The following is a 21313-nucleotide window of genomic DNA, read 5'->3' as shown; positions in this document are numbered from 1 at the left end:
TAATTATTAGTTATGCCAGAACCAGGATTTAACTTCGCCTATCTCGACGAACAAACCAAGCGATCAATCCGTCGTGCTATTTTAAAAGCTATTGCTATTCCAGGACATCAAATACCTTTTTCTTCCCGTGAAATGCCTATGTCTTATGGTTGGGGTACTGGAGGTATTCAAGTGACAGCTTCAGTAATTGGCAAAGAAGATACTTTAAAAGTAATCGATCAAGGTGCAGATGATACCACAAATGCGGTAAATATAAGGCGTTTTTTCAAGAAGGTTTGTGGTGTCAAAACAACAGAAAAAACGAGTGAGGCAACCTTAATTCAAACCAGACATCGCATACCTGAAACGCCATTAACCGAGGGACAAACTATAGTTTATCAAGTTCCCATGCCCGAACCTTTATTCGTAATAGAACCATCAAGAACCGAAGCAGCAAAAATGCACGCTTTAGAAGAATATGGCTCAATGTACGTCAAATTATATGAAGATATTACCCAATTCGGACACATCGCAACTGCATATGATTATCCCGTAATAGTAGATAAAAGATATCTCATGAAACCAAGTCCAATTCCTCGGTTTGATAATCTAAAAATGAATAATAATCCTGCTTTACAACTATTTGGTGCGGGCAGAGAAAAAAGAATTTATGCTGTTCCGCCTTATACAGAAGTTAAAAGTTTGGATTTTGAAGATTATCCTTTTACTGTTGAAAAATGGGAAGACAAAGCCTGTGAGTTTTGCGGTGCAACAGATAGTTATTTAGATGAAGTAGTTACCGATAATGAAGGAGGAAGAATGTGGATTTGTTCTGATACAGACTATTGCAATGGACAATTGCCCTAAAAGATACCTCTTCGCATAATAATGGATAGTTGACAATTATTTTTTTATTAAGAACTATTTTAATAACCGCCTAGCGATATATATCGTTTAATGCGATTTCTTCTTCTCCATTCATGTAAAATAATTACAAAATTTTGCCAAATATAAAATACATTTGAAGCTTTACGATTATTTTGTTGAGGGTTATATCTAAATTGAAAACGAATATTCGCAAAAAACTATTTTTTATTAGAATATTGGGGATTATAGCAATAAATTTTTCTGGATATTTAGGTGCATATATATTAACTAACTATCGCTACAATAATAAATTTATTGGCTTTCCTCGTCCGATAAATAACAAAATACCAACAGATTTACAATTACAGTATGACACTATACGAATTAAAGTTAATCAAAACGAATGGTTAGAGATGTGGTCGATAGAATCTTCAAGTTTAGAAACTAAAGGAACAGTTATCTTATTTCATGGTAAAGGAAGTAGTAAAAGTAGTTTAATTGCTTCTGCTGAAATTTTTAGTTTTCTTGGTTATAAAACTTTGTTAGTTGATTTTAGAGGTTCGGGGAGTTCTAGTGGTAATGTCACTACTATTGGGGTAAAAGAAAGTAAGGATGTAGCATTGGTTTTCAATTATGTTAAAGCATTAAATACTAATAAACCTATAGTTTTGTATGGTATTTCAATGGGAACGGCTGCTATTTTAAAAGCGATCGCTGAAGTAAATATAACTCCAGATGGAATTATTCTGGAACTTCCTTTCACTCGTCTTTTGAATGCTGTTAAATCCAGGCTACATAGATCTAATATACCTACTTTCCCCATAGCAGAATTAATGGTTTTTTGGGGTGGCGTTCAACATGGTTTCAATGGTTTTGCTCATAATCCAATTGACTATGCAAGGAAAGTGAAATACCCAACTTTAATTTTACACGGTGGGAAAGACATAACAGTAGAAATTAAAGAGATAGATAATTTGTATCAAAATATAAAAACTCCCAAAAAAATAGTAGTTTTTTCAGAAGCAAGTCATCAATTATTAGTTACCGTCAATAAAGAAATGTGGCAAACAAATGTTGAAGACTTTTTGATTAACTCAACAAATATTTCTATTTCTAAATAAAAATCTCAAACATTATTATTTACCAATCATGGGATACTTACTAAATATCAATCAACTAACCAAAACATACGGTAATTTAACAGCCTGTGATAATATTTCTTTCGATCTTTATTCTGGACAGATATTAGGAATTGTTGGTGAGTCTGGATCGGGTAAATCTACATTATTAAATTGTATTGGTAGCAACTTATCAATTGATGGGGGAAAGGTTACTTATACTAATAGCAACAATGAGATTTTAAATATTAAACAATTACCCGAAGCACAACATCGCAAACTAACTAAAACAGAATGGGGATTTGTCCAACAAAATCCTCGCGATGGCTTAAGAATGAACGTAACCGCAGGGGCAAATATAGCTGAAAGATTGTTAAATGTGGGAGTACGTCACTACGGAAACATTCGCGAAGAAGCTAAATATTGGCTGGAACAAGTTGAGATAGATACTAACAGAATTGACGACTTACCCAGTACTTTTTCTGGTGGGATGCAGCAGCGTTTGCAATTGGCGAGAGTATTAGTTACCAAACCCGGCTTAATCTTTATGGACGAACCTACGGGAGGATTAGATGTTTCGGTACAGGCGAGGTTGTTGGACTTATTGCGATCGCTTGTCAGAAATCTGGATCTAAGCGTTATTTTAGTTACCCATGACATAGGCGTTGTCAGATTATTAGCTCACCGTTTATTAGTGATGAAAAATGGGCAAATAGTGGAATCTGGCTTAACCGATCGAGTATTAGACGATCCGCAACATCCTTATACCCAGCAGTTAGTAAGTTCGGTATTAATTAATAATTGAAAATAGACAATAGACAATTTATTTTAGCGATCGCATTTAATCCTTATGACTACTCAAAAATTAACTACTCAAAAACCATCAATCGAACTTTCTGCCGATACTCTTTTATACGCTACTGGCATAAATAAAAGTTTTACTTTACACAACCAAGGTAGAATTAATTTACCAGTATTGAATAATGCCAATTTAGAAGTAAAAGCAGGAGAATGCGTAGCTTTAACTGGTCAATCTGGTTCGGGTAAATCTACTTTAATGAAATCTCTTTATGGCAATTATGGTGTAGATCGCGGAGAGATTTGGCTTAAGCATCATGATAATTGGGTAGATTTGGTACAGTTAAAACCTCACCAAGTAATCGAAATCAGACAAAAAACTATTGGCTATGTCAGTCAGTTTTTACGGGTTATTCCTCGGGTATCTGCTTTGGATGTTGCCGCCGAACCTTTATTAGAATTAGGAATAGATGTAGATCGCGCCTACCAGAAAATAAAAAAGCTTTTTAGTTTGTTAAATTTACCCGAAAGACTATGGCAATTATCCCCAACCACCTTTTCTGGTGGGGAAAAACAAAGAGTTAATATTGCCCGTGCCTTGGCAGTAGACTATCCGATATTTTTATTAGATGAACCAACATCAGCTTTGGATGCCAAAAATCGTCAGGTTGTAGTTGAGTTGTTAACAGAAAAAAAAAGTCAAGGATGCGCTTTGATTGGCATTTTTCACGATGAAGAAGTTAGGAATAATTTGTGTACAAGAGAGTTGAGATTTGATATTAATTAATAATATATATATTATTGAAATCTGAGTAATTTTTATCCAAACTATCATTTCAGAGTTTAAGAAGAGGTTATCAATGATAGTCTTTTCGTTAAATACAAAATATTACTATTAGTAAATAAGTTAAGTTTCATATATTCTAAAAAAACTTTAAATTAAAGATTACCAATCCTTAATACAATCGTGAAATTCTGAATAATAAGGCAGATAAAGGCGATCAATAATTGTCAATTATTAATCGTTAATTGCCTCTTATCCATTAAGCACAAATTTTTTATCAATTTAAGCAGTTTTATCTCATTCAGAATAATTACACTATGACTAATCAATTGGCTGGTTTTGCTTCGTTGCCAGCAGATACCTTTGCGATCGGAACTCCTGCGGGGGCAAATGACGGTGAAGGTAATCCCATTAGTGCCAACGGACGTACTGGGCCTTTCGATGGACAACCTGTCCAAGGTTTTAGTGGGGTGCAGTTTGCTCCAGACAACACTGGGGGATTTTGGTTTTTGTCCGATAATGGCTTTGGGGCGCAAGAAAACAGTGCAGATTATTTATTACGCATCTATCAAGTAGATCCTAATTTTACAGGGATTGAAGATGGTGATGGCAGTATAGAAATAGAAACTTTTATTCAGCTTAGCGATCCCAACAATTTAATCAATTTCGATCTTGTCAATGAAGATAGTGAAGATCGCTTGCTGACGGGAGGGGACTTTGATGTTGAGTCCTTTGTTATTGACGATAATGGCGATATTTGGGTCGGAGAAGAATTTGGTCCGTATTTATTACATTTTAATGCTGACGGAGAACTCTTAGAAGCACCGATCGCCACACCCAATAAAACTAATCTCAATACCCTCAACGGTCAAGATCCTCTCATTATCGGACATCGTGGGGCGAGTGGAGTTTTGCCCGAACATACCCTAGAATCATACAGCGTTGCGATCGCTCAAGGGGCAGACTTTATCGAACCAGATTTAGTTAGTACCAGTGATGGTGTTTTAATCGCTCGTCACGAGCCGATTCTAGACGACACCACTAATGTCGCTGAGGTGTTTGGGGAAGACAGAATGTCTACCAAAATACTCGATGGGGAAGAAGTTACAGCATATTTTGCTGAAGACTTTACTCTAGAAGAAATCAAAATGCTCAGGGCGGTACAGCCTCGTGATTTTCGTGACGATTCATTTGATGGTGCGTTTGAAATTCCTACCTTTGAAGAGGTCATACAGCTAGTCCAAGAGACAGAAGCCGAAACAGGAGTGCAGGTTGGTATTTATCCCGAAACCAAACACCCCACCTTTTTTGACGAACAGGGTTTATCTTTAGAAGAACTCTTAGTTCAAACCTTACAGGATACTGGCTTTACTGACCCCAACCGTATTTTTATTCAGTCTTTTGAAGTTGATAATCTCATCGAACTCAACGCAACCTTAGAGGAAGCTGGTTTGGGCGATATTCCTTTAGTACAGCTCTTTGGCAACACTGAGGACGACGATATTAACGAAGGTGGTGGTGGTTTTTCTGTCCCTTACGATTTTGTGGCGAACTTCAGCAACGAGGAATTTACTCAAGAAGATGCCCTTAATACCTACGGCGATGAATTACTCTCGGCTTTAGGTATCCTGGAGGAAGATGGTAACTATCATCCCGAAGTGGGTCAACAGATTACCTACGGTGACTTAGCAAATCCTGAAGTTATTGAAATTATTAGCAACTATGCTGGTGGCTTAGGTCCTTGGAAAAATAATATCCTATTGCGAGAAAGTCTCGATGAACCTGTAGACGGCGATGGTGACGGCAATGCCGAGATTACAACTGGGCTAACAGGAGAAGTTTTCCCGCTGGTAGAATATGCCCACGATGCAGGCTTGCAGGTACACCCCTACACCTTAAGAAATGAAGAAAGATTTCTGACTCTCGATGCAGATGGCAATCCTCAAACCCCTGAAGAGGAATTTGAACAGCTAATTGATGTCGGCGTTGATGGTTTCTTTACCGACTTTCCTGCTACTGGAGTAGCAGTAGTAGACTCTGTAACGGGAGAATTTGTAATCTCTCCCCAAAATCCCGATTTAGGAGATGGTATTCCCAACCTCTTAGGATCTCGCGGTTTTGAAGGAATGGCATTTAGCCCAGATCGTTCTACTTTATATCCTTTGTTAGAAGGAACAGTAGACGGCGATCACGAAAATGCTTTACGCATTTATGAATTTGATGTCGAGTCCTCTTCCTTTACTGGTTTAGTAGGTTATTACGAAACTACCGATGGTAATCCTATTGGTGACTTTACTCCTATTAACGACCACGAATTTTTAGTTATCGAACGAGATAACAACCAGGGAGAAGAAGCAGAATTCAAAAAGATTTTCAAAATCGATATATCTCAAGTAGATGAAAATGGCTTTGTCGAAAAAACAGAAGTTGTCGATCTCTTAAATATCGAAGATCCTAACGACCTTAATGGCGATGGCGAAACTACCTACGATATGCCCTTTGTCACCATCGAAGATGTAGTCGTGGTAGACGAAGACACAATTTTAGTGGCAAACGACAATAATTATCCCTTTTCTCAAGGCAGGGAAGGAGATATTGACAACAACGAAGTAGTCTTAATCGACTTAGAACAACCCTTAAATTTAGACCCTAATCTTGGAGGAACTCCCGTGACTGTAACACCTATTTCCAACAATGGCGACACAGAACAACCAGCCCAAATGACTGGTTTAAATGGTTATGAAGTAGATCCCTTTTTCACTGTAGGAGAAGAGGTTAATGGCTATACTCCCCCTGGTATTCCCGATGGTTTGGGTGCTTTTGCTTTAGACGAAGATACTATTCGTGTAGTTGCTAACCACGAATTAAGACCAGATGCTGGTTATGCTTACACTCTGGCTAATGGTACAGAGTTAACTGGTGCGCGGGTTAGTTACTTCGATATCAACAAAGAAACTTTAGAATTAGAAGATTCTGGATTAGCGTTTGACAAAATCATTAACCGTAATGGCGAAGAAGTAGACGAAGCTAGCGACCTGGAATATGAGGGTATTAATCGTCTTTGTTCGGCGAATTATATCGAAGCCAATCAATTTGGCGAAGATCGCGGTTTGACAGATAGTTTATTCTTTACTGGAGAAGAAACTTCTGGCGGTACAGAATTTGTCCTCGATCCTGCTACCAATACTCTTCATGCCGTTCCCTGGATGGGTCGTGCTGCTTGGGAAAGTACCACTGAGATTGATACTGGCACTACAGATAAAGTAGCCTTTATCGTGGGAGACGATCGCGAAGCTGCCCCATTATTACTTTATGTTGGTGAAAAAGATACTAGTGAAGGTGCTGATCTTTTAGAACGTAACGGTTTAGTTGGCGGAAAACTCTATACTTGGGTTCCTGATGGTGATGTAGCAGACACTCCTACCTTCACTGACGAAGATGGAGAAGAAGTAGACACTGATGATGCACCCGATCCTTTTGGTTTTAGTGGTACTGGTAATAGCCTCGGTGGAAGTTGGGTCGAACTTGATTACTATCGCCCCGACTTGGCTGGTACAGCAGTAGATACTAATGATGACGAGGATATCCAAGACGAACTAGGTTACGATGAGTTAGGTTTTGCTACTCAAGCTCAACAAGACCAGCTATTTATTGATGCTGGTGGCTTTCAATTCTCTCGTCCTGAAGACGTAGCGACTAATCCTGAAGATGGTACAGAAATTGTTCTTGCTTCTACTGGACGTGATGGGCGTTTTGCAGGAGATAGCTGGGGTACTACTTACACTGTAAATACTGAGTTTGGTGAATCAGGCGAGCCTTTAACTGCACAAATCGATATCCTCTATGATGGCGATGATGCGGGTAACGGTCAGTTTGAAGGTTCTGACTTTGGCTTGCGCAGTCCTGATAATTTAGAATGGGCTGATGATGGCAAGATTTTGATTCAGGAAGATCGTTCTTTTGATGAATTTGGTCTGACTTCGGGAGAAGAAGCTTCTATCTGGGAAGTAGACCCTGAAACAGGAGATTTAACTCGCATAGCTCAAATAGACCGTTCTGCTGTTCCTGATGGTCAATCTGACCCCGAACCTGATGATATCGGCAACTGGGAAACTTCTGGTGTCATTGATGTTTCTCAGCTTTTTGATGAAGCACCAGGAACACGCTTTATCTTTGACGTTCAAGCCCATAGTTTAGAAGATGGCATTATTGCTGAAGCAGATCTAGTTCAAGGAGGTCAATTGGCTTTCTTGACTACTGAAGCACCAGATAATAGTGAAGGTGAAGGTAATGACAATAGCGAACTAACTCCTGTCTTTGGCACTACAGAAGACGATATTTTAGAAGCTGGCTTAGATTTTGATACTAGTAACAATCTAATCTTTACTGGGGAAGGTGATGATCTATTAGATCTTTCTCCTGGTGAGGGAAACAATCGTGCTTATGGTGGCAGCGGTTCGGATGTCTTTATCTTGGGTGAAGCAGACCGCATTTTTGCCGATGATGATGATGACCGTCTGTTTGTTCTTTCAGGTGGCAACAATAGCATCAATGGAAACTTGGGTGCGGATCAATTCTGGATTGCTAATGGCGAATATCCCGAATCTCCTAATACGATTAATGACTTTACCAGTAGTGAAGATCTTATTGGTATAGCTGGCTTGGGTATTGGTTATGGCGATCTAGAGATTAGCCAAACTGATGCTGGGGCATTGATTTCTACTGATGGTAATGACCTGGCAATTGTGGCTAATACTCCTGCTGATTTCTTGGCAAATGAGAGTCATTTTGTTTTTGCTTAAATCTAATTGAGATTTACTTACTCTGCGATCGCTTTTTGATTAAGGCGATCGCTTTCCCGTTAGTTTAAACCACAGGATTTATCAAAATATTTTATAGATAATAAAAAAAGCACCAGATAATAAAACCTGATGCCATATAAATTATCTGTTAGTAACAATTTATTACTTATTACTTAAGCGAAGCGATACTAGGGTGCTAGAGCATTACCTCTAAGCAAACTGCCAAGAGTTTTCGCTGTAATCTTCATCTGAGTCAAAGGACTACCAGGAACTACAGTTTTGTAAAGATAGCTGTCGAAAGTCATTTTTTGAACGTCGATATCGTCGCACATTTCGACAAACGCTTCGCGAGTTGCATCGCTACGGTAGAAGACTCTTTGTAAAATATCTAGAACGAGGTAAGTTGCACCGTATTCTTTATTCCAACGCTTCATAAAGTCTTTGAGATCTTTCTCTGTAGGAACTTTTAGTCCATTTTGAGAAGCTTCCACGATCTTCTCGGCGCACATACGACCAGACTTAGCTGCGAAGTAAATACCTTCCCCAGAAGACTTAGTTACTGTACCCAAGGCATCACCAACTAAAACAACTCTGCCACGAATGGGACGGGGACGAGGATGTTCGGGAATAGGATGGGCTTCGACTTTGATGATTTCGCCACCTTCTAGTCGTTTAGCAGCACGCTTGCGAATACCAGCCTGTAGTTTTTTGATGTCGGCTTGGTTAACTTTCATTGTTCCCGTACCGACTGCTACGTGGTCGAATTTAGGGAATACCCAAGCATAAAAGTCTGTAGAAACATCGTTACCGACATACATTTCTGCTAGATCTTCGTAGTAAGCCATTTTGTCTTCTGGTAAGCGAATGCGCTCTTGGAAAGCGATCGCATAATTGTAATCACCAGCGTCAATAGCTTTAGCAATTCTAGAATTAGCACCATCAGCACCAATTACTAGGTCTACTTTAAGGGTTTTCATTTCTCCCTTAATTGCACCAGTAGAATGGTCTGCATAGTGAAGGGTGTAAAGTCCTTTATCGCTGTCGGGAATGTCTAGTTGATAGACAGTACCGTTGATTAAGTTTGCACCCAATTCCGCAGCACGGTTGCGTAAGAAGCCATCTAATACTTCACGACGACACATACCAATGTATTCACCATTTTTAAGAGTCGAACCAATGTTCACTTCTCTGTTAGATGGAGAAATCATCTTCATCTTTTTGACTTGTCTGTCAATAATCTTTTGAGGCAAATCAAATTCGTCTACCATGCACAAAGGAATTGCACCACCGCAAGGCTTGGCATTATCTAGCTTGCGTTCAAATAAATAAGTTTCAATACCTGCTTTGGCTAAAACTTCTGCTGCTGATGACCCTGCTGGTCCAGAACCGACAACGGCTACCTTTAATCCCAAAGTTTTTCTCCTATATCTTTAATAAATCTTTTTTGATGTTGAGGACAAAAGTGACTCATCTATCTTAGGAGGTTCACTTAACCTTTTTGTCCGCCTAGAAATGGATAGTATCATGTTGTCCCGTACTATTTTCAGCCGATCGCCTGATTCGACTAAAGTTGAAATACTGCTTAATATTTTTGTTAATAAACGTTACTTTTTTAGTGAGTAATTGCTTTTAAATCTACCATCATCAAAATCGTAGGCATTGACCAATGAACTGTTACGCTTCAAAGATTTTGCAATGCCCACCCTAGGTTTAAATTAAAATGGAAAGCGGTTTAATGATGGTGGTGTGAATGAGCCTGTATAGCTTGCTGTTTTGCCAATTGAGGATTGACTGTGATGCCTGATTCTTCTAGCAAAGCTTCAATTTGAGGGTTTGCCCACTCTGCTGCCATGTGCATAAATTCTGGACGGCTGTTGACACAAGGCATCCGAATAAAGGTAACGTCAGAGTTTTTGTGCTGTAGACTATGAATAATATGATCCACATCTAGAAGAGTTTCGTGGTTTTCTGTCGCAAAGCCAATGGGCATCATGACGATCGAACTTGCACCCAATTCTATTAGGTTTTGAGCCGCTAATTTGACATTAGGCTGCGTCCATTCAATTAATGGGGTGTCGTGGTTGAGCCAGCCGACAGAAATTAGAGGATATTTACTGATTAATTCTTCTCTGACTAGTTCGTAGAGGGCTTGACTTTCATCAATTCCAGATGTGAATCCTTTGGCTTTGTGGGGACAGCCATGATTCATGAGGATGATGCCAATTTGAGAAGCTAAATGTCCTTGGGCTAATTCCTCTTCAATCTTTTCTTCTACCATACGTGCTAATAGCTTGATGTAGTCTGGCTTATTGAAGAAAGAAGGAATGTAACGAGAACTTTTTAACCAATGGGAGTCGCCATCAGCTTGGTTGGCTAAAGCCTTGTTAACTTGTTCTACTGCAATACCACTGGTAAAGATAGAATCAACCACTAGCAAGGGATAAATCAGGATTTTATCAAATCCTTGGTCTTTAATTTCTTCTAATACCTGTTCGGGTAAATGGGGGGCGCAAAAGTTAAATGCCTTGAAGACTTTGACTTTCTCTCCCCAAGTTGCTTGTAGCTCTTTCTCAATACCTTCTCTTTGTTCTTCAAAGATGGCATTGTGGGGGGAGATAAAGTTACCGTGCTGGTGACTCCACTCGTGTAGATCGAAGATTGCGAGTAATTTTGCGATCGCAGGATAAACCCAGGTAGGTACGGGAGCGAATTTTGCTGTCAGAAGGTTTAATGCTTGTTCGTTATAGTTAGCAAAGTCTTCATAGCTTTCTACTTCGCCGTAACCCATTAACAATACTGCTACGCGTTGCGAAGCCATGCCGTCAGGCTTATCGCTTTTGTTTTGTTCTGACTCATGATGGTGGTGGTGTTCGTGAGCCGTAGATTTAGACTGATGGGAGATTGTAACCACTTGTGACTTCCTTAGTTAAGTTTTGTTTAGTTATGAATCGGAATTTTGGATAAATATTTGTTATGCATTGCGGAGAGTTAAAATCCGAGCTTCATTAAGGATTAAGCTAGCACTCACTTTCAGTCGATATACCTAGAAGTCCCAAAAGTTAATATTTGGCAGCAAAAATTAAAGTATTGCGAGAGAAAAATATAAAAACGATAATATTATCGTTACAGCTATTGAAAATTTGTCTCTAACCCGCAGTTATGAAACAAGAAGTGCAGTTACCTCCAGTTAATGCGATCAAACCTTCTTCAAAAGCAAGAGTTATAGTTTGTCGAGGGCGTAGCTGTCGTAAATATAGTGCGGAGGAAGTTTTTGAGAATTTTAAACGGAATTTGCCACCAGACGTAGATTTGATTTCTGTTCCCTGTTTGGGACAATGCGGTAATGGCACTATGGTAATGGTAGAGTCAGATCCCACTTGGTATTCTCAAGTTCATCCCGATGAAGTGGCGATAATAATCAAGCAGCATATTATTAATGGTTGTCCTGTTAAAGCTATGCTTTATCCTAAGTTTCATAAGAAATAAGTTAAAATACAGTATTTAGAGAAAATACGAAAATAACTAAGCGTATCAAGGAAATATTATATATACAACCATGGAGCCAATATCATTATTATTACTTTTTGAATTCATAAAAAAAGCATCAACAATTAATAAGCTTGTATTGACTTTTAAAGACATAGCTAATCAAGAATAAAAGCTAACTATTGACAAAATATTCTCTGAATTTGGTGATGTTAAATTAAGTGTAGCATTTGAGACGTTGCTAGAAGATACGCTTGATAGCATAGATCAGAAGGCTATCGTAAGAAGTATAATCCAACCAATTAAAGAATCACATAAATTATATGAAGAGTCTTTAAATAAAGCTAAAAACAGGAATATTGTTTTGTTTAGAGATTATGCTTCACTATCCGAGAAAATATTTATAGCAACAATGCTAATCAGTTATTGCTATTTTTTAATAGGAGAGCATAAACTATATAAAAAATATTATTATAGTGCTAGAGATGTTTTTTATAATAGCTATGCTATACATATTTATTTTACTGACATTAAAAACACTATTTTAGCTAAAACTGACATTTTGAACACCCCACTACATGGTAGCTCTCTAAGAATACTAACTACAGGGATTAGAGAAAAAATCACAAAAAAAAGAATACGAAATATAAAGACATTAGCACAGGAAGAAAAGGATTTTATAGAAGTTTCTACTGAAATTTTTGAAATTAACAAATGGAATGCAATTTGTCCTAATCATAATGATTTGAAAGAAGTGAAAAGTCAGCATTTATCAAAAATAGAAAATACGATACATGAATATACTAATTATTATTTGAAAAAGTGGAATCCTCCTATCTCATAATAAACAAGTAAAGTATAGAGTAAATTGGATTCTATAAAGATAGTTTTTTAGAGATAATTACTTCTGTCGGGCGCAATATTTTTGATTCAACTTTAAACCCTTGACGGACAACTTTGGTAATGGTTTCTTCTTCTAGATCTTCTCTTGCTTCGCGATCGACTACTTGGCAAATACTGTAGTCTGGTTTGTTGTCTTTAAGTTCAATAAGTTGTACTTGTCTTTTATTTAATATGCTCAATATTTTTTTTTGAATAGTACGGAGAGATTTTGGCAGCCGTTGATAAAATTTGGAATTGGGTTTGGGGTTTTCTTTGATGTAGTTAAGAAAAAATTCTAGAGAATCGAAAACTTCTAATAATTCTAAAAATAGTTCTTCTTGTTCTTGTTCTGTTTGCTGTTTTTGTTGTTTAAGAACTTGTTTGAGAGACATTTTTTCTTTGAGTAAACTGCCTAATTCTTGTTGCAGTCTATCTCTTTGTGATTTATCTAATTGAAAAATGGGTGATTGATTGTCGTTCACGATTTTATTTAATATTGTTACTAATTACTTTTTATGGGAACGATCTGAAAATAAAAGTTTTCCTAATCTTTTATCGCTATCAGATACGCGATCGCGATCGCCAATTGCTTCTGCTAAAGCATCAAATTCTGTGAGAAATTTTAACTTTGGTATAGGAGTATCCAAAGCAGTAAAATCACTACGTTTAAAACTGCCAATCGTACCTGTAATTGGACGTAAATAATCGGCAATAATTCTTTCTTGAGGATTCATCAAGCTTTTACGGGCTTGGGCGATCTCACGGGGAGAATATTTACCCCGCTTCATTGCCTTGGTAAAGGCGATGGTAATTTCTTGATGGGAAGCTGCGGGAGATATTTCGAGAACATCATAAGGGTTGGGAAGAGGTAAGTTGTGCATTGTTTTTATGGGTAGATTCCTATTTGTTGTAAGTGGTTATAAACTGGCTGTAATGATGGTTCGTGGGGACAAAGTTCGTAAGCCCATTGAACGATTTTTTGGATGGATTGAATTGTTTCGTAGGTTAAATTTTCGTTTTGTAAGATGTGCAATACTACTTCTAAACATATTTCGGCAACAGCAAACTTAACTTTTTCATGGTGGGATTTTTTGGCAATGCTAACTGCTATTTCATATTCGCTTTGTTGCCAGAGATGATTGATTTTTTCTAGTTCTAGATTTACTTCTAGGGTTTTGATGATATTAGAAGCAACAGTATTAGTGGAGTCGGCATTTTGTAATTTTTTTAGCTTATTTAATCCTTGTTGAAAGCTGATGTCTCGATTGTCTATTTCTAAGCCTATTTTCATGGCTTGGTATTCGATGTAATAACTTTTTGCTGCTTGACTATTGATTAATAAATAGCAAAATTCACTAAATTCTAAATGCTCGTTAAAATCTCTAATATACTCACGCTGTATTTTACACAGGCGATCGATTTCATGACACCATTGAAAATCACTGTTTATTGCTGCTTTAATTTTTTGTAAGGGTTCGATCGCTTTACGCCAATATTGATTATGTAAGTAATGACAGCCTTCATGATATAAAACAAAACATTCCCCAAAGCGATCGAGGGCAGAAGATGGGTTTTTATGGGGTTTAATTTGGATAGCCCGAGCAATATCTCCCTCATAACAAGCTGCTACAGCTATTCCCCAATCTGTATATAATGCACCCCAAATATTATTGGATAATTTAAGTTGAGCAAAGTGTTTTTTATAGCTTCGATAACAACTGGGTAGAATAAATAATGGTTGGTTTACTGTTGAATCTAACTGATTTTGTTTCCCTAGAAATAATGCTGTTATGTCTGTCAGATAGATATCGCGTAAGTTCAAATACTCTTCAATATCTCTATCTCTAATTAGATTGATCGCATTGTTCAAAATCTGTCTTAAGTTGAGATAAGTTTCTCTCAAATCTAAATTATTATTACCCATCCAGGGAACATCTATTAAAGTAGGATCTAATTTTAAATTAGCGATCGCTGTTGTCCAGGCAACGATCAAATCTATTAATTTATCGGGATGAATTTGCGCTTGATAATAAGTTGCGATCGCCCAATTGTGTAAAGACTTAATATCTTGTTGTTTAAGCCAAATTTGTTCTAATTGTGCGGTGATTTTTTGCCAATCTTTACTATGCCACATCTGGCTTTCTAAAGTAGGCTCAATATAGTTTTCTAAATTGTGAGAGATTATTAAATCTACTCCATATCGATCGATAAATTTATAACTGATAGTGCGAGCAACTTCTAATTCTTTTCGATCTACTAATTGCTCGATTTCATATATTGCCATCAAGCGATCGCGAGCTACTAATTCCTTAAGTAAATAACGTTGAGCTTCAATCTGAGGAAGAGCAATAGATCGCCATTCTTGATTAGCTTGTTGCCAATTTGCTAACTTAGTATAAGCAAAACCACGAATATAAGCAGCACGTTCGTCTTCGATTTTTTCTAGCCAATTTATTGCTTGCTGGGGATTATTTTGTAGAGCAATTATAGCTAGTCTAAGTTGACAGTCAATAAATTCAGGAATTAACTCTAGAGCTTGTTGATAAAAAGCGATCGCATTCTTAGATTCACCTTGGGCTTCGGCAATTAATCCTAATTGATAGAGGTTTTTACTTTGAATTACTTGATTCAACTTAATTAATAGTTGTTCTCCATCCCTTCTAGAGAATCTATCGATGGCGGGTTTTAATAAATCAATTGCTCCTTGAAATTCTCCCTCGATTGCTTTTTGATGTGCTTGGGTTAAAACGTGTTCGTATTGTTTTTGCTGTTTAATACCCGATTTGCATTTTAATATTTCTGCTGTTAATGCTTGAGTTTGCCAAAGCTGTTGAGCTTCGATCAATTCAATCAATGCTTTAGTAAAAAAACCATCTTGACTATAGCGATCAGCTAATACTAACAATTGTCTGAATCTATAGCGATTGTCTATTTTTTGTTGGCATTGACTAGCAGCTTTTAAATACTTAGAATTATTAACTAATTTACTACACTGTCTATATATAGCTAGTGCTTGTTTGAGAGCATTCAGATCTTCAAAATCGATCTTACCTTGCTTTTCTAGCTCTTTCCCTTGATGATAAAGCCGATCGACTTTGTAAGATTTTCGATAGTAAATCCCCAGAAAAAAAACCAATCCCATTAATATCAGCAAAAGCAAAAATAGCATAAACTCGACTAACAATCCTCTCTAAAATTAGGAATAAACAGATGTTCGCCTATTTGTAAGTAATTTTCTCGACCTTTTAATGTCTTATTTGCATCCCTAATTAAAAATAAATAACTGCGATCGCCATAGAAGTGATCGGCAATTAAAGATAAAGAATCTCCCCTCCGCACAATATAATTAAATCCACCACAAAATTGCAAATTCCTCGGTCTTATTTCTGGAGATATTTTTGCCAGAATAGGCATTACCAATCCATCAGATTCAACTCTAGATTCGGAACTAAAAAAATCAAAATAAGATTCTGTAATTTGTGGTGTTTGTTCGGCAACAATTGATTTCCCCGTTATTCCCAAACCTAAGCCTAACAAAAGAAATAAAATTGCAATAATTATAGGCAACCAAAGAGAAATAATACTTTTTTTTCCAGCAACTTCTATGGGAGTTTCTCCTGGTAACTCTGCCAACATTTTATAGATAGAAAGATCCGTTTCACAATTAGGACAAATAATTTCTGATAGGAGGGAGCGATCGCATACTGGACAAGTTAACTTGACTGACATAATTCTTTTAATTTATTTAGTCAATCCCGTGACAATAATATTATTAGCACTAGAAAGATCGCGATCCAAATAAGGCTCGATATCCCGAGCTAATTCTCCAAACATCCGATCTGCTGCGTAACTATCTTCTTGTTTTATCGCTTCCATCATTTGAGATAATTTGGCTACCAAAACCTTACTTTCGTGGGGGGCGATTTGATGCGCTCTGGCGACTCCATTACGACAAGCTAAAATTAACCCAATTTTTTCAGGTAAATTATTCAACTCCCGCCTGGTATCTTCACCTAGCTTTTGCATTTCTCCCTTGCGATGATTGGCGATCGCATTTTCTAAATCTCGACACAAACTAGATAATCTCGATCGCAGATCCAAATCGAGCAAAAAACCGCACTCCCCTGCAATAAATCTCAAACAACCAACATAAAATTCCGCAGTATCATAATCATCATCAGCAAAGCGTTTTAACTCCTGATATTTCTCTTTAGCTACAGTTACTCGATCTCCTTGAATTTTGCCATCGGGAGATTTAATTTGATTGGCAGCCTTAACCGTCTCTCCTGCGATACGATAGGCTTCCTTAACTCCATGTTGGGTCAAATTACCATCTTGATTGAGTCTCTCGATAATTTGTTCCACTTGGCGAGCAATACTTTCATCTTCCCCTCCTGTAGATAGAGAGCAACTGACTTTTACCGTGGGATCGTTTTTCAAAAAAGCAGTAGTTTGCAAAGAGCTATTTTTCTCGTCCAATTCCGCTATAAAAAGAATCTCTGTGCCTTTGGAATAATATTGCTCCAATGCCAGCCACATATCACCAATTCTTTCTCGATTTCTTTGATTGACTCGATCTGGACTATAAAACTTAAAGTGAATTAACCCTTGTCCGTCGGCTTCTATTTTAAATGTATGAGTAGTCCTCACGGGCAGAATATCGCCGATTTTAACGATTGTATATTGGCAATTGTCAGCCAACTCAACACAGTAGTCGCGAGATACCGTACTTACCTTTTCAATCAACCCAGCAGCAACAATTGCAGCACCTTCAGCCACAGCATACATCGGACGAGGATGAATAACTACCTTGTCTGCACCAAAAACTTCTCTGACTTTATTTTGGACTAAAGGAATTTGAGACGAACCACCGACTAATAAAACAGCATCAATCATATCTTCTGGATAGTCAGAATACTCGATTGTATCTTGGCATACGGCAATTGAACGTTCTACTAAAGGCTCAATTATCGCTTCAAATTGTTGGCGAGTAATTTCGAGATCGATCAGCTGCATCGGAATTCCCAAATCGTCCAACAAAGGAGTAGAAATTCTAATTCTCGTTTTGAGATCGTCACTCAGATCGATCTTGGCTTGTTCCACCGCCACTTTAAGCTCCCCTAAAAACCGAACTCTTTGATGATGGGGCATCTGAGCGATTACAAAATCGATATCTTCAAGATCTTCAATTTCTGCTACTTGTTGTTTAATAAAATCAATCATCAGATCGTCAAGATCATCGCCACCAAGCCACAAATCTCCAGCTTTCCCCGACTCAATAAAGCGATCGCCAACGGAAGTTACAATTGACGAGTCAAAAGTTCCCCCACCAAAGTCATATACCAAAATAGTTTTAACATCATCACAATTGGGTTTAAAACCGTAGGAAATAGCTGCTGCTGTCGGTTCGGGTAATAATTCTGAATTTTCTAAACCCGCCCTATTTGCGGCTATTTGGGTGGCTTTGCGCTGCTTATCGTTAAAATAAGCGGGAATAGTAATTACTGCTTCGGTAATTCTTTCTTTTGGTGCGGATTGCTCTTGATAGGTTTCTTGATAGGTTTGAGCATTTTGAACTAGCTTGGCTAAAATTTTCGCACTAATATCTTCAGGCTCGTATTCTTTTCCCCCCAGCCATACCGAAAGACTATTTTCTGTCCCCTGGGTTGATTGAGAAACTTTATAACCAAAACGATTTAATTGCTGTTGCACTACCGCATCGGCAAAACCTCGACCAATTAAACGCTTAATCGAAACGATCGCATTTTCTGTATCCGCTTTTAATTGAAAATAAGCATCATTCCCGACTATGAGACTCTCGCCCTTGGCAGCTACCACAGAACGAGTTAATTTGCGATCGGGAGGACTATTATCTGGTGCGGTGACGATTTCTGTATTAACAAATTTAAAAGCAGCAACGGAATTAGTTGTTCCCAAATCAATGCCAACTATCTTGCCCATAGGATCTATCTTTCCTGTTTATCAAAATTTATGCTTCAAGTTCTCTATTTCTCAAGCAATTCCTTATGTTTATAGTTCCCCGATACGGCTTTTTTCGATCAAATATTAAGATGGTAAGAGAGATCGCTTGTCTAGGCAATCTCAATTAAATCCCTTAAAGCTTTGGGACGACCTAAATGAAAACCTTGGGCATAATCTACATTCAAGTCGCGAACGCTATTCAAAATATTTTCATTCTCGACAAACTCCGCTACAGTCTTTAATCCAATTCCTTCGGCAATATGATTGATCGCTTCTACCATCACTTTAGAAGCAGGGTTGATATTCAACTCTCTAATAAAAGAACCGTCAATTTTCAAATAGTCTACGGGCAAACTTTTAAGATAAGTCAAAGAAGATACTCCCTTGCCAAAATCATCTAAAGCAAAACTACAGCCAATTTCTTTGAGAGAATGAATAAATGCCACTACTCGTTTGAGATCGGAAACGGCGATAGATTCGGTAATCTCAAAGCAAAATAAGTCAGGAGGTAGGGGAGAACTTGTCAGTCTTTGTTTGAGAAACTGTAAAAAAGACTCGTTATTTAAAGATGCCCCCGATAAATTAATCGAAAAACGATGATTGTCCCAGATATTTCTTGGTAAAGCCATACCTTTGGGCTTGTCGTATTTTTCTAAAGTTTCAAATAAATTGTTGACCACCCAAGTATCAATATCTGTCATCAAAAAATGACGTTCGGCAATATCCATAAAGACACCAGGAAGAATTACCCGATCTCCTTGGTCAGTAAGACGCAGTAAAACTTCAAAACATTGGCGAGAGTCATCTCCTTTTAAAGATGTAATTGATTGAGCATAAAGACTAAATAGATTCTTGTGAAGAGCCTGACGCAGCCGTTTGACCCAACGTATCTTTAAATCATGACGATCTTTAGAGCGAGAAATAGACTCTGGATAGACTGCCACACAGTCTCGACCGCGATCTTTAGCTTGATATAGAGCAAGGTCGGCAGCCTCAATTAATAGCTGAGGATTATCTATAGAATTAGGAACAGTACTAGCTACTCCCAAACTCACCGTTACTACCGAATCAACTAAAGAATTGCTATGGGGAATTGCTAGATTTTTGACCGCGTTTCTAATAGTTTCACCAACTTGGGCTGCACCATCTTGAGGAGTGTAAGGCAAAATAACCGCAAATTCTTCTCCACCATAGCGAGCTAGTACATCTCCTGGTCTTTTAAGTGCGGAAGATATGGCTTTAGCTACTTGTTGCAGACACTTATCTCCCTGTTGATGACCGTAAGCATCATTGTAAATTTTGAAACAGTCTACATCGCACATAATCAGCGATAGAGGGGCGGGAACTCGTTTTAATCTGCCCCATTCTCGTTTAAGCTGACGGTCGAAGGAACGACGGTTGTAAACGCGAGTCAAAGAGTCTAAAAGAGCAAGCTGAGACAATTGATGGTGGAGTAATCCTTGTTTGATACCAATAGCCAACTGGGTTGTTAACTCTTTGAGTAAGCTGATTTCTGATGATTCCCAAGGCAAAGAAGAAGAACGCTCGACAATGAGCCAGCCATATAAAGAATTTTGAGTAAATACTGTATCTTCGGCAGGGGAAAAGAAACCCGATGTATAATTGGTATCTTCGATCAGAATGGGAACTATCAATCGCGATCGCAATTTGGGTAATAATCTTGTTGCAGAAGAATCTTGAGTCTCGGTTTCAATAATTTCAATATGCCCTTTGAGATAAGACTGATATACATCTGAATTGGGACATAAATAGTCGTAGGAAATAAATTTTTGAGTGGCAATCTTAATTCTTTCCCTTGAAGAATAAGCTTTCAAAGTAACATTTTGCTTTTTAAGAGAAGTTAATCCGACAAAATCACAATTTAATAAAGTTTCGATCTCTTTGGTGGCAGTTTCAAAAATTATTTTGAGGTCGAGGGATTGACGAATGCGATCGCTAATTTCAGAGAGCATTTTGCGTTGAACGGCATCTCTGAGAGAATTTTGATAAAAGTGACTCAGAGCGAGATGAGTTTTGATTCGTGCCAATAACTCTTGCTCTTCAAAGGGCTTGGTAATATAGTCTACTCCACCTACTTCAAAACCTTTGACCTTATTTTCGGTTTCGGCTAATGCCGTCATGAAAATAATCGGGATATCCTTTGTTGTGGGATTGTTTTTAAGATGGCGGCAAATATCATATCCATCAGTTTCTGGCATCATGATATCTAATAAGATTAAATCTGGATGCATTTTTTTTGCTATTAAGATCGCTTTGTTGCCATTTTGTGCGATTAGAATTTTATAGTTGGCGTTTTTTAAATACTTAGATAAAAGCTGCAAATTGTTGGTTTTGTCATCAACTATTAAAATAGTTTTTGATGATAAAATATTTTTAGATAAAGCCATTTTAAAATATATGTAGAGCAAAATACATATATCTGTTCTAACTGAGCAAACATTATTTAGTAATGGGTTTAATTACTAATATTAAGTCTTTATAAAGATTGTTTGATTAACCATGATCTAAGTTAATTTACTTAGTTACAGCTTAGTAAAAATACGGACTTATAACTTATTTTGATTTAAACTATTGGCTTTATTTCGGCTCTATTT

The 21313-nt window shown here is 37.5% G+C and carries 15 protein-coding genes; 7 read left to right on the top strand and 8 right to left on the bottom strand.

The window, feature by feature from the left end; genetic code table 11:
• Positions 1-12: 12 nt before the first annotated feature.
• From I4641_RS08875 to I4641_RS08855, 5 genes are all read left to right on the top strand, one after another.
• Entirely contained in the window at positions 13-846 is an 834-nt protein-coding gene (locus I4641_RS08875) for an alpha-D-ribose 1-methylphosphonate 5-phosphate C-P-lyase PhnJ (RefSeq protein WP_229640129.1), read from the top strand.
• 194 nt (positions 847-1040) lie between these two features.
• The gene (locus I4641_RS08870; protein WP_229640128.1) at positions 1041-1967 is read left to right on the top strand and encodes an alpha/beta hydrolase; all 927 of its coding nucleotides are present in this window, start codon (positions 1041-1043) and stop codon (positions 1965-1967) included.
• A 28-nt stretch (positions 1968-1995) separates the two neighbouring features.
• Complete coding sequence (gene phnK, locus I4641_RS08865; protein ID WP_229640127.1) at positions 1996-2769, top strand: phosphonate C-P lyase system protein PhnK; 774 nt, start codon at positions 1996-1998, stop codon at positions 2767-2769.
• Positions 2770-2814: 45 nt separating this feature from the next.
• Positions 2815-3549: a phosphonate C-P lyase system protein PhnL gene (phnL, locus tag I4641_RS08860; RefSeq protein WP_229640126.1), complete on the top strand. Its 735-nt coding sequence runs from the start codon at positions 2815-2817 to the stop codon at positions 3547-3549.
• A gap of 314 nt (positions 3550-3863) precedes the next feature.
• Complete coding sequence (locus tag I4641_RS08855; RefSeq protein ID WP_229640125.1) at positions 3864-8348, top strand: esterase-like activity of phytase family protein; 4485 nt, start codon at positions 3864-3866, stop codon at positions 8346-8348.
• 188 nt (positions 8349-8536) lie between these two features.
• Here the strand turns inward: I4641_RS08855 and chlP are convergent, their stop codons facing one another.
• Positions 8537-9760, bottom strand: coding sequence for a geranylgeranyl reductase (chlP, locus tag I4641_RS08850; protein ID WP_229640124.1), 1224 nt, complete (start codon positions 9758-9760; stop codon positions 8537-8539).
• Positions 9761-10080: 320 nt separating this feature from the next.
• Positions 10081-11166, bottom strand: coding sequence for a ferrochelatase (locus tag I4641_RS08845; RefSeq protein ID WP_263858192.1), 1086 nt, complete (start codon positions 11164-11166; stop codon positions 10081-10083).
• Positions 11167-11507: 341 nt separating this feature from the next.
• On the opposite strand from I4641_RS08845, the gene I4641_RS08840 reads away from it, so the two are divergent.
• Entirely contained in the window at positions 11508-11834 is a 327-nt protein-coding gene (locus I4641_RS08840) for a (2Fe-2S) ferredoxin domain-containing protein (protein WP_229640122.1), read from the top strand.
• Between the two features lie 238 nt (positions 11835-12072).
• A complete protein-coding gene (locus I4641_RS08835) occupies positions 12073-12678 on the top strand; it encodes a hypothetical protein (protein WP_229640121.1) in 606 nt (201 codons plus the stop codon).
• A 31-nt stretch (positions 12679-12709) separates the two neighbouring features.
• On the opposite strand, the gene I4641_RS08830 is transcribed toward I4641_RS08835, so the two are convergent.
• The 6 genes from I4641_RS08830 to I4641_RS08805 form a co-directional block, all read right to left on the bottom strand.
• Positions 12710-13198 (bottom strand): nucleotide exchange factor GrpE, encoded by a 489-nt coding sequence (locus I4641_RS08830; RefSeq protein ID WP_229640120.1) that lies wholly within the window; start codon positions 13196-13198, stop codon positions 12710-12712.
• A gap of 24 nt (positions 13199-13222) precedes the next feature.
• Positions 13223-13597 (bottom strand): J domain-containing protein, encoded by a 375-nt coding sequence (locus tag I4641_RS08825; RefSeq protein ID WP_229640119.1) that lies wholly within the window; start codon positions 13595-13597, stop codon positions 13223-13225.
• Between the two features lie 5 nt (positions 13598-13602).
• Positions 13603-15885, bottom strand: a complete 2283-nt coding sequence (locus tag I4641_RS08820; protein WP_229640118.1) for a tetratricopeptide repeat protein — start codon at positions 15883-15885, stop codon at positions 13603-13605.
• A gap of 8 nt (positions 15886-15893) precedes the next feature.
• On the bottom strand, positions 15894-16445 hold the full coding sequence (locus I4641_RS08815) for a LysM peptidoglycan-binding domain-containing protein (protein WP_229640117.1): 552 nt from the start codon (positions 16443-16445) through the stop codon (positions 15894-15896).
• A gap of 12 nt (positions 16446-16457) precedes the next feature.
• Positions 16458-18677 (bottom strand): Hsp70 family protein, encoded by a 2220-nt coding sequence (locus tag I4641_RS08810; protein WP_229640116.1) that lies wholly within the window; start codon positions 18675-18677, stop codon positions 16458-16460.
• A 131-nt stretch (positions 18678-18808) separates the two neighbouring features.
• The gene (locus I4641_RS08805; RefSeq protein WP_229640115.1) at positions 18809-21106 is read right to left on the bottom strand and encodes an EAL domain-containing protein; all 2298 of its coding nucleotides are present in this window, start codon (positions 21104-21106) and stop codon (positions 18809-18811) included.
• Between the last annotated feature and the right edge of the window lie 207 nt (positions 21107-21313).

Source organism: Waterburya agarophytonicola KI4 (assembly GCF_020640915.1).
Classification (GTDB): domain Bacteria; phylum Cyanobacteriota; class Cyanobacteriia; order Cyanobacteriales; family Xenococcaceae; genus Waterburya; species Waterburya agarophytonicola.
The sequence above is the reverse complement of the archived record's forward strand: the minus strand, read 5'-3'. Positions and strand labels throughout refer to the sequence as shown.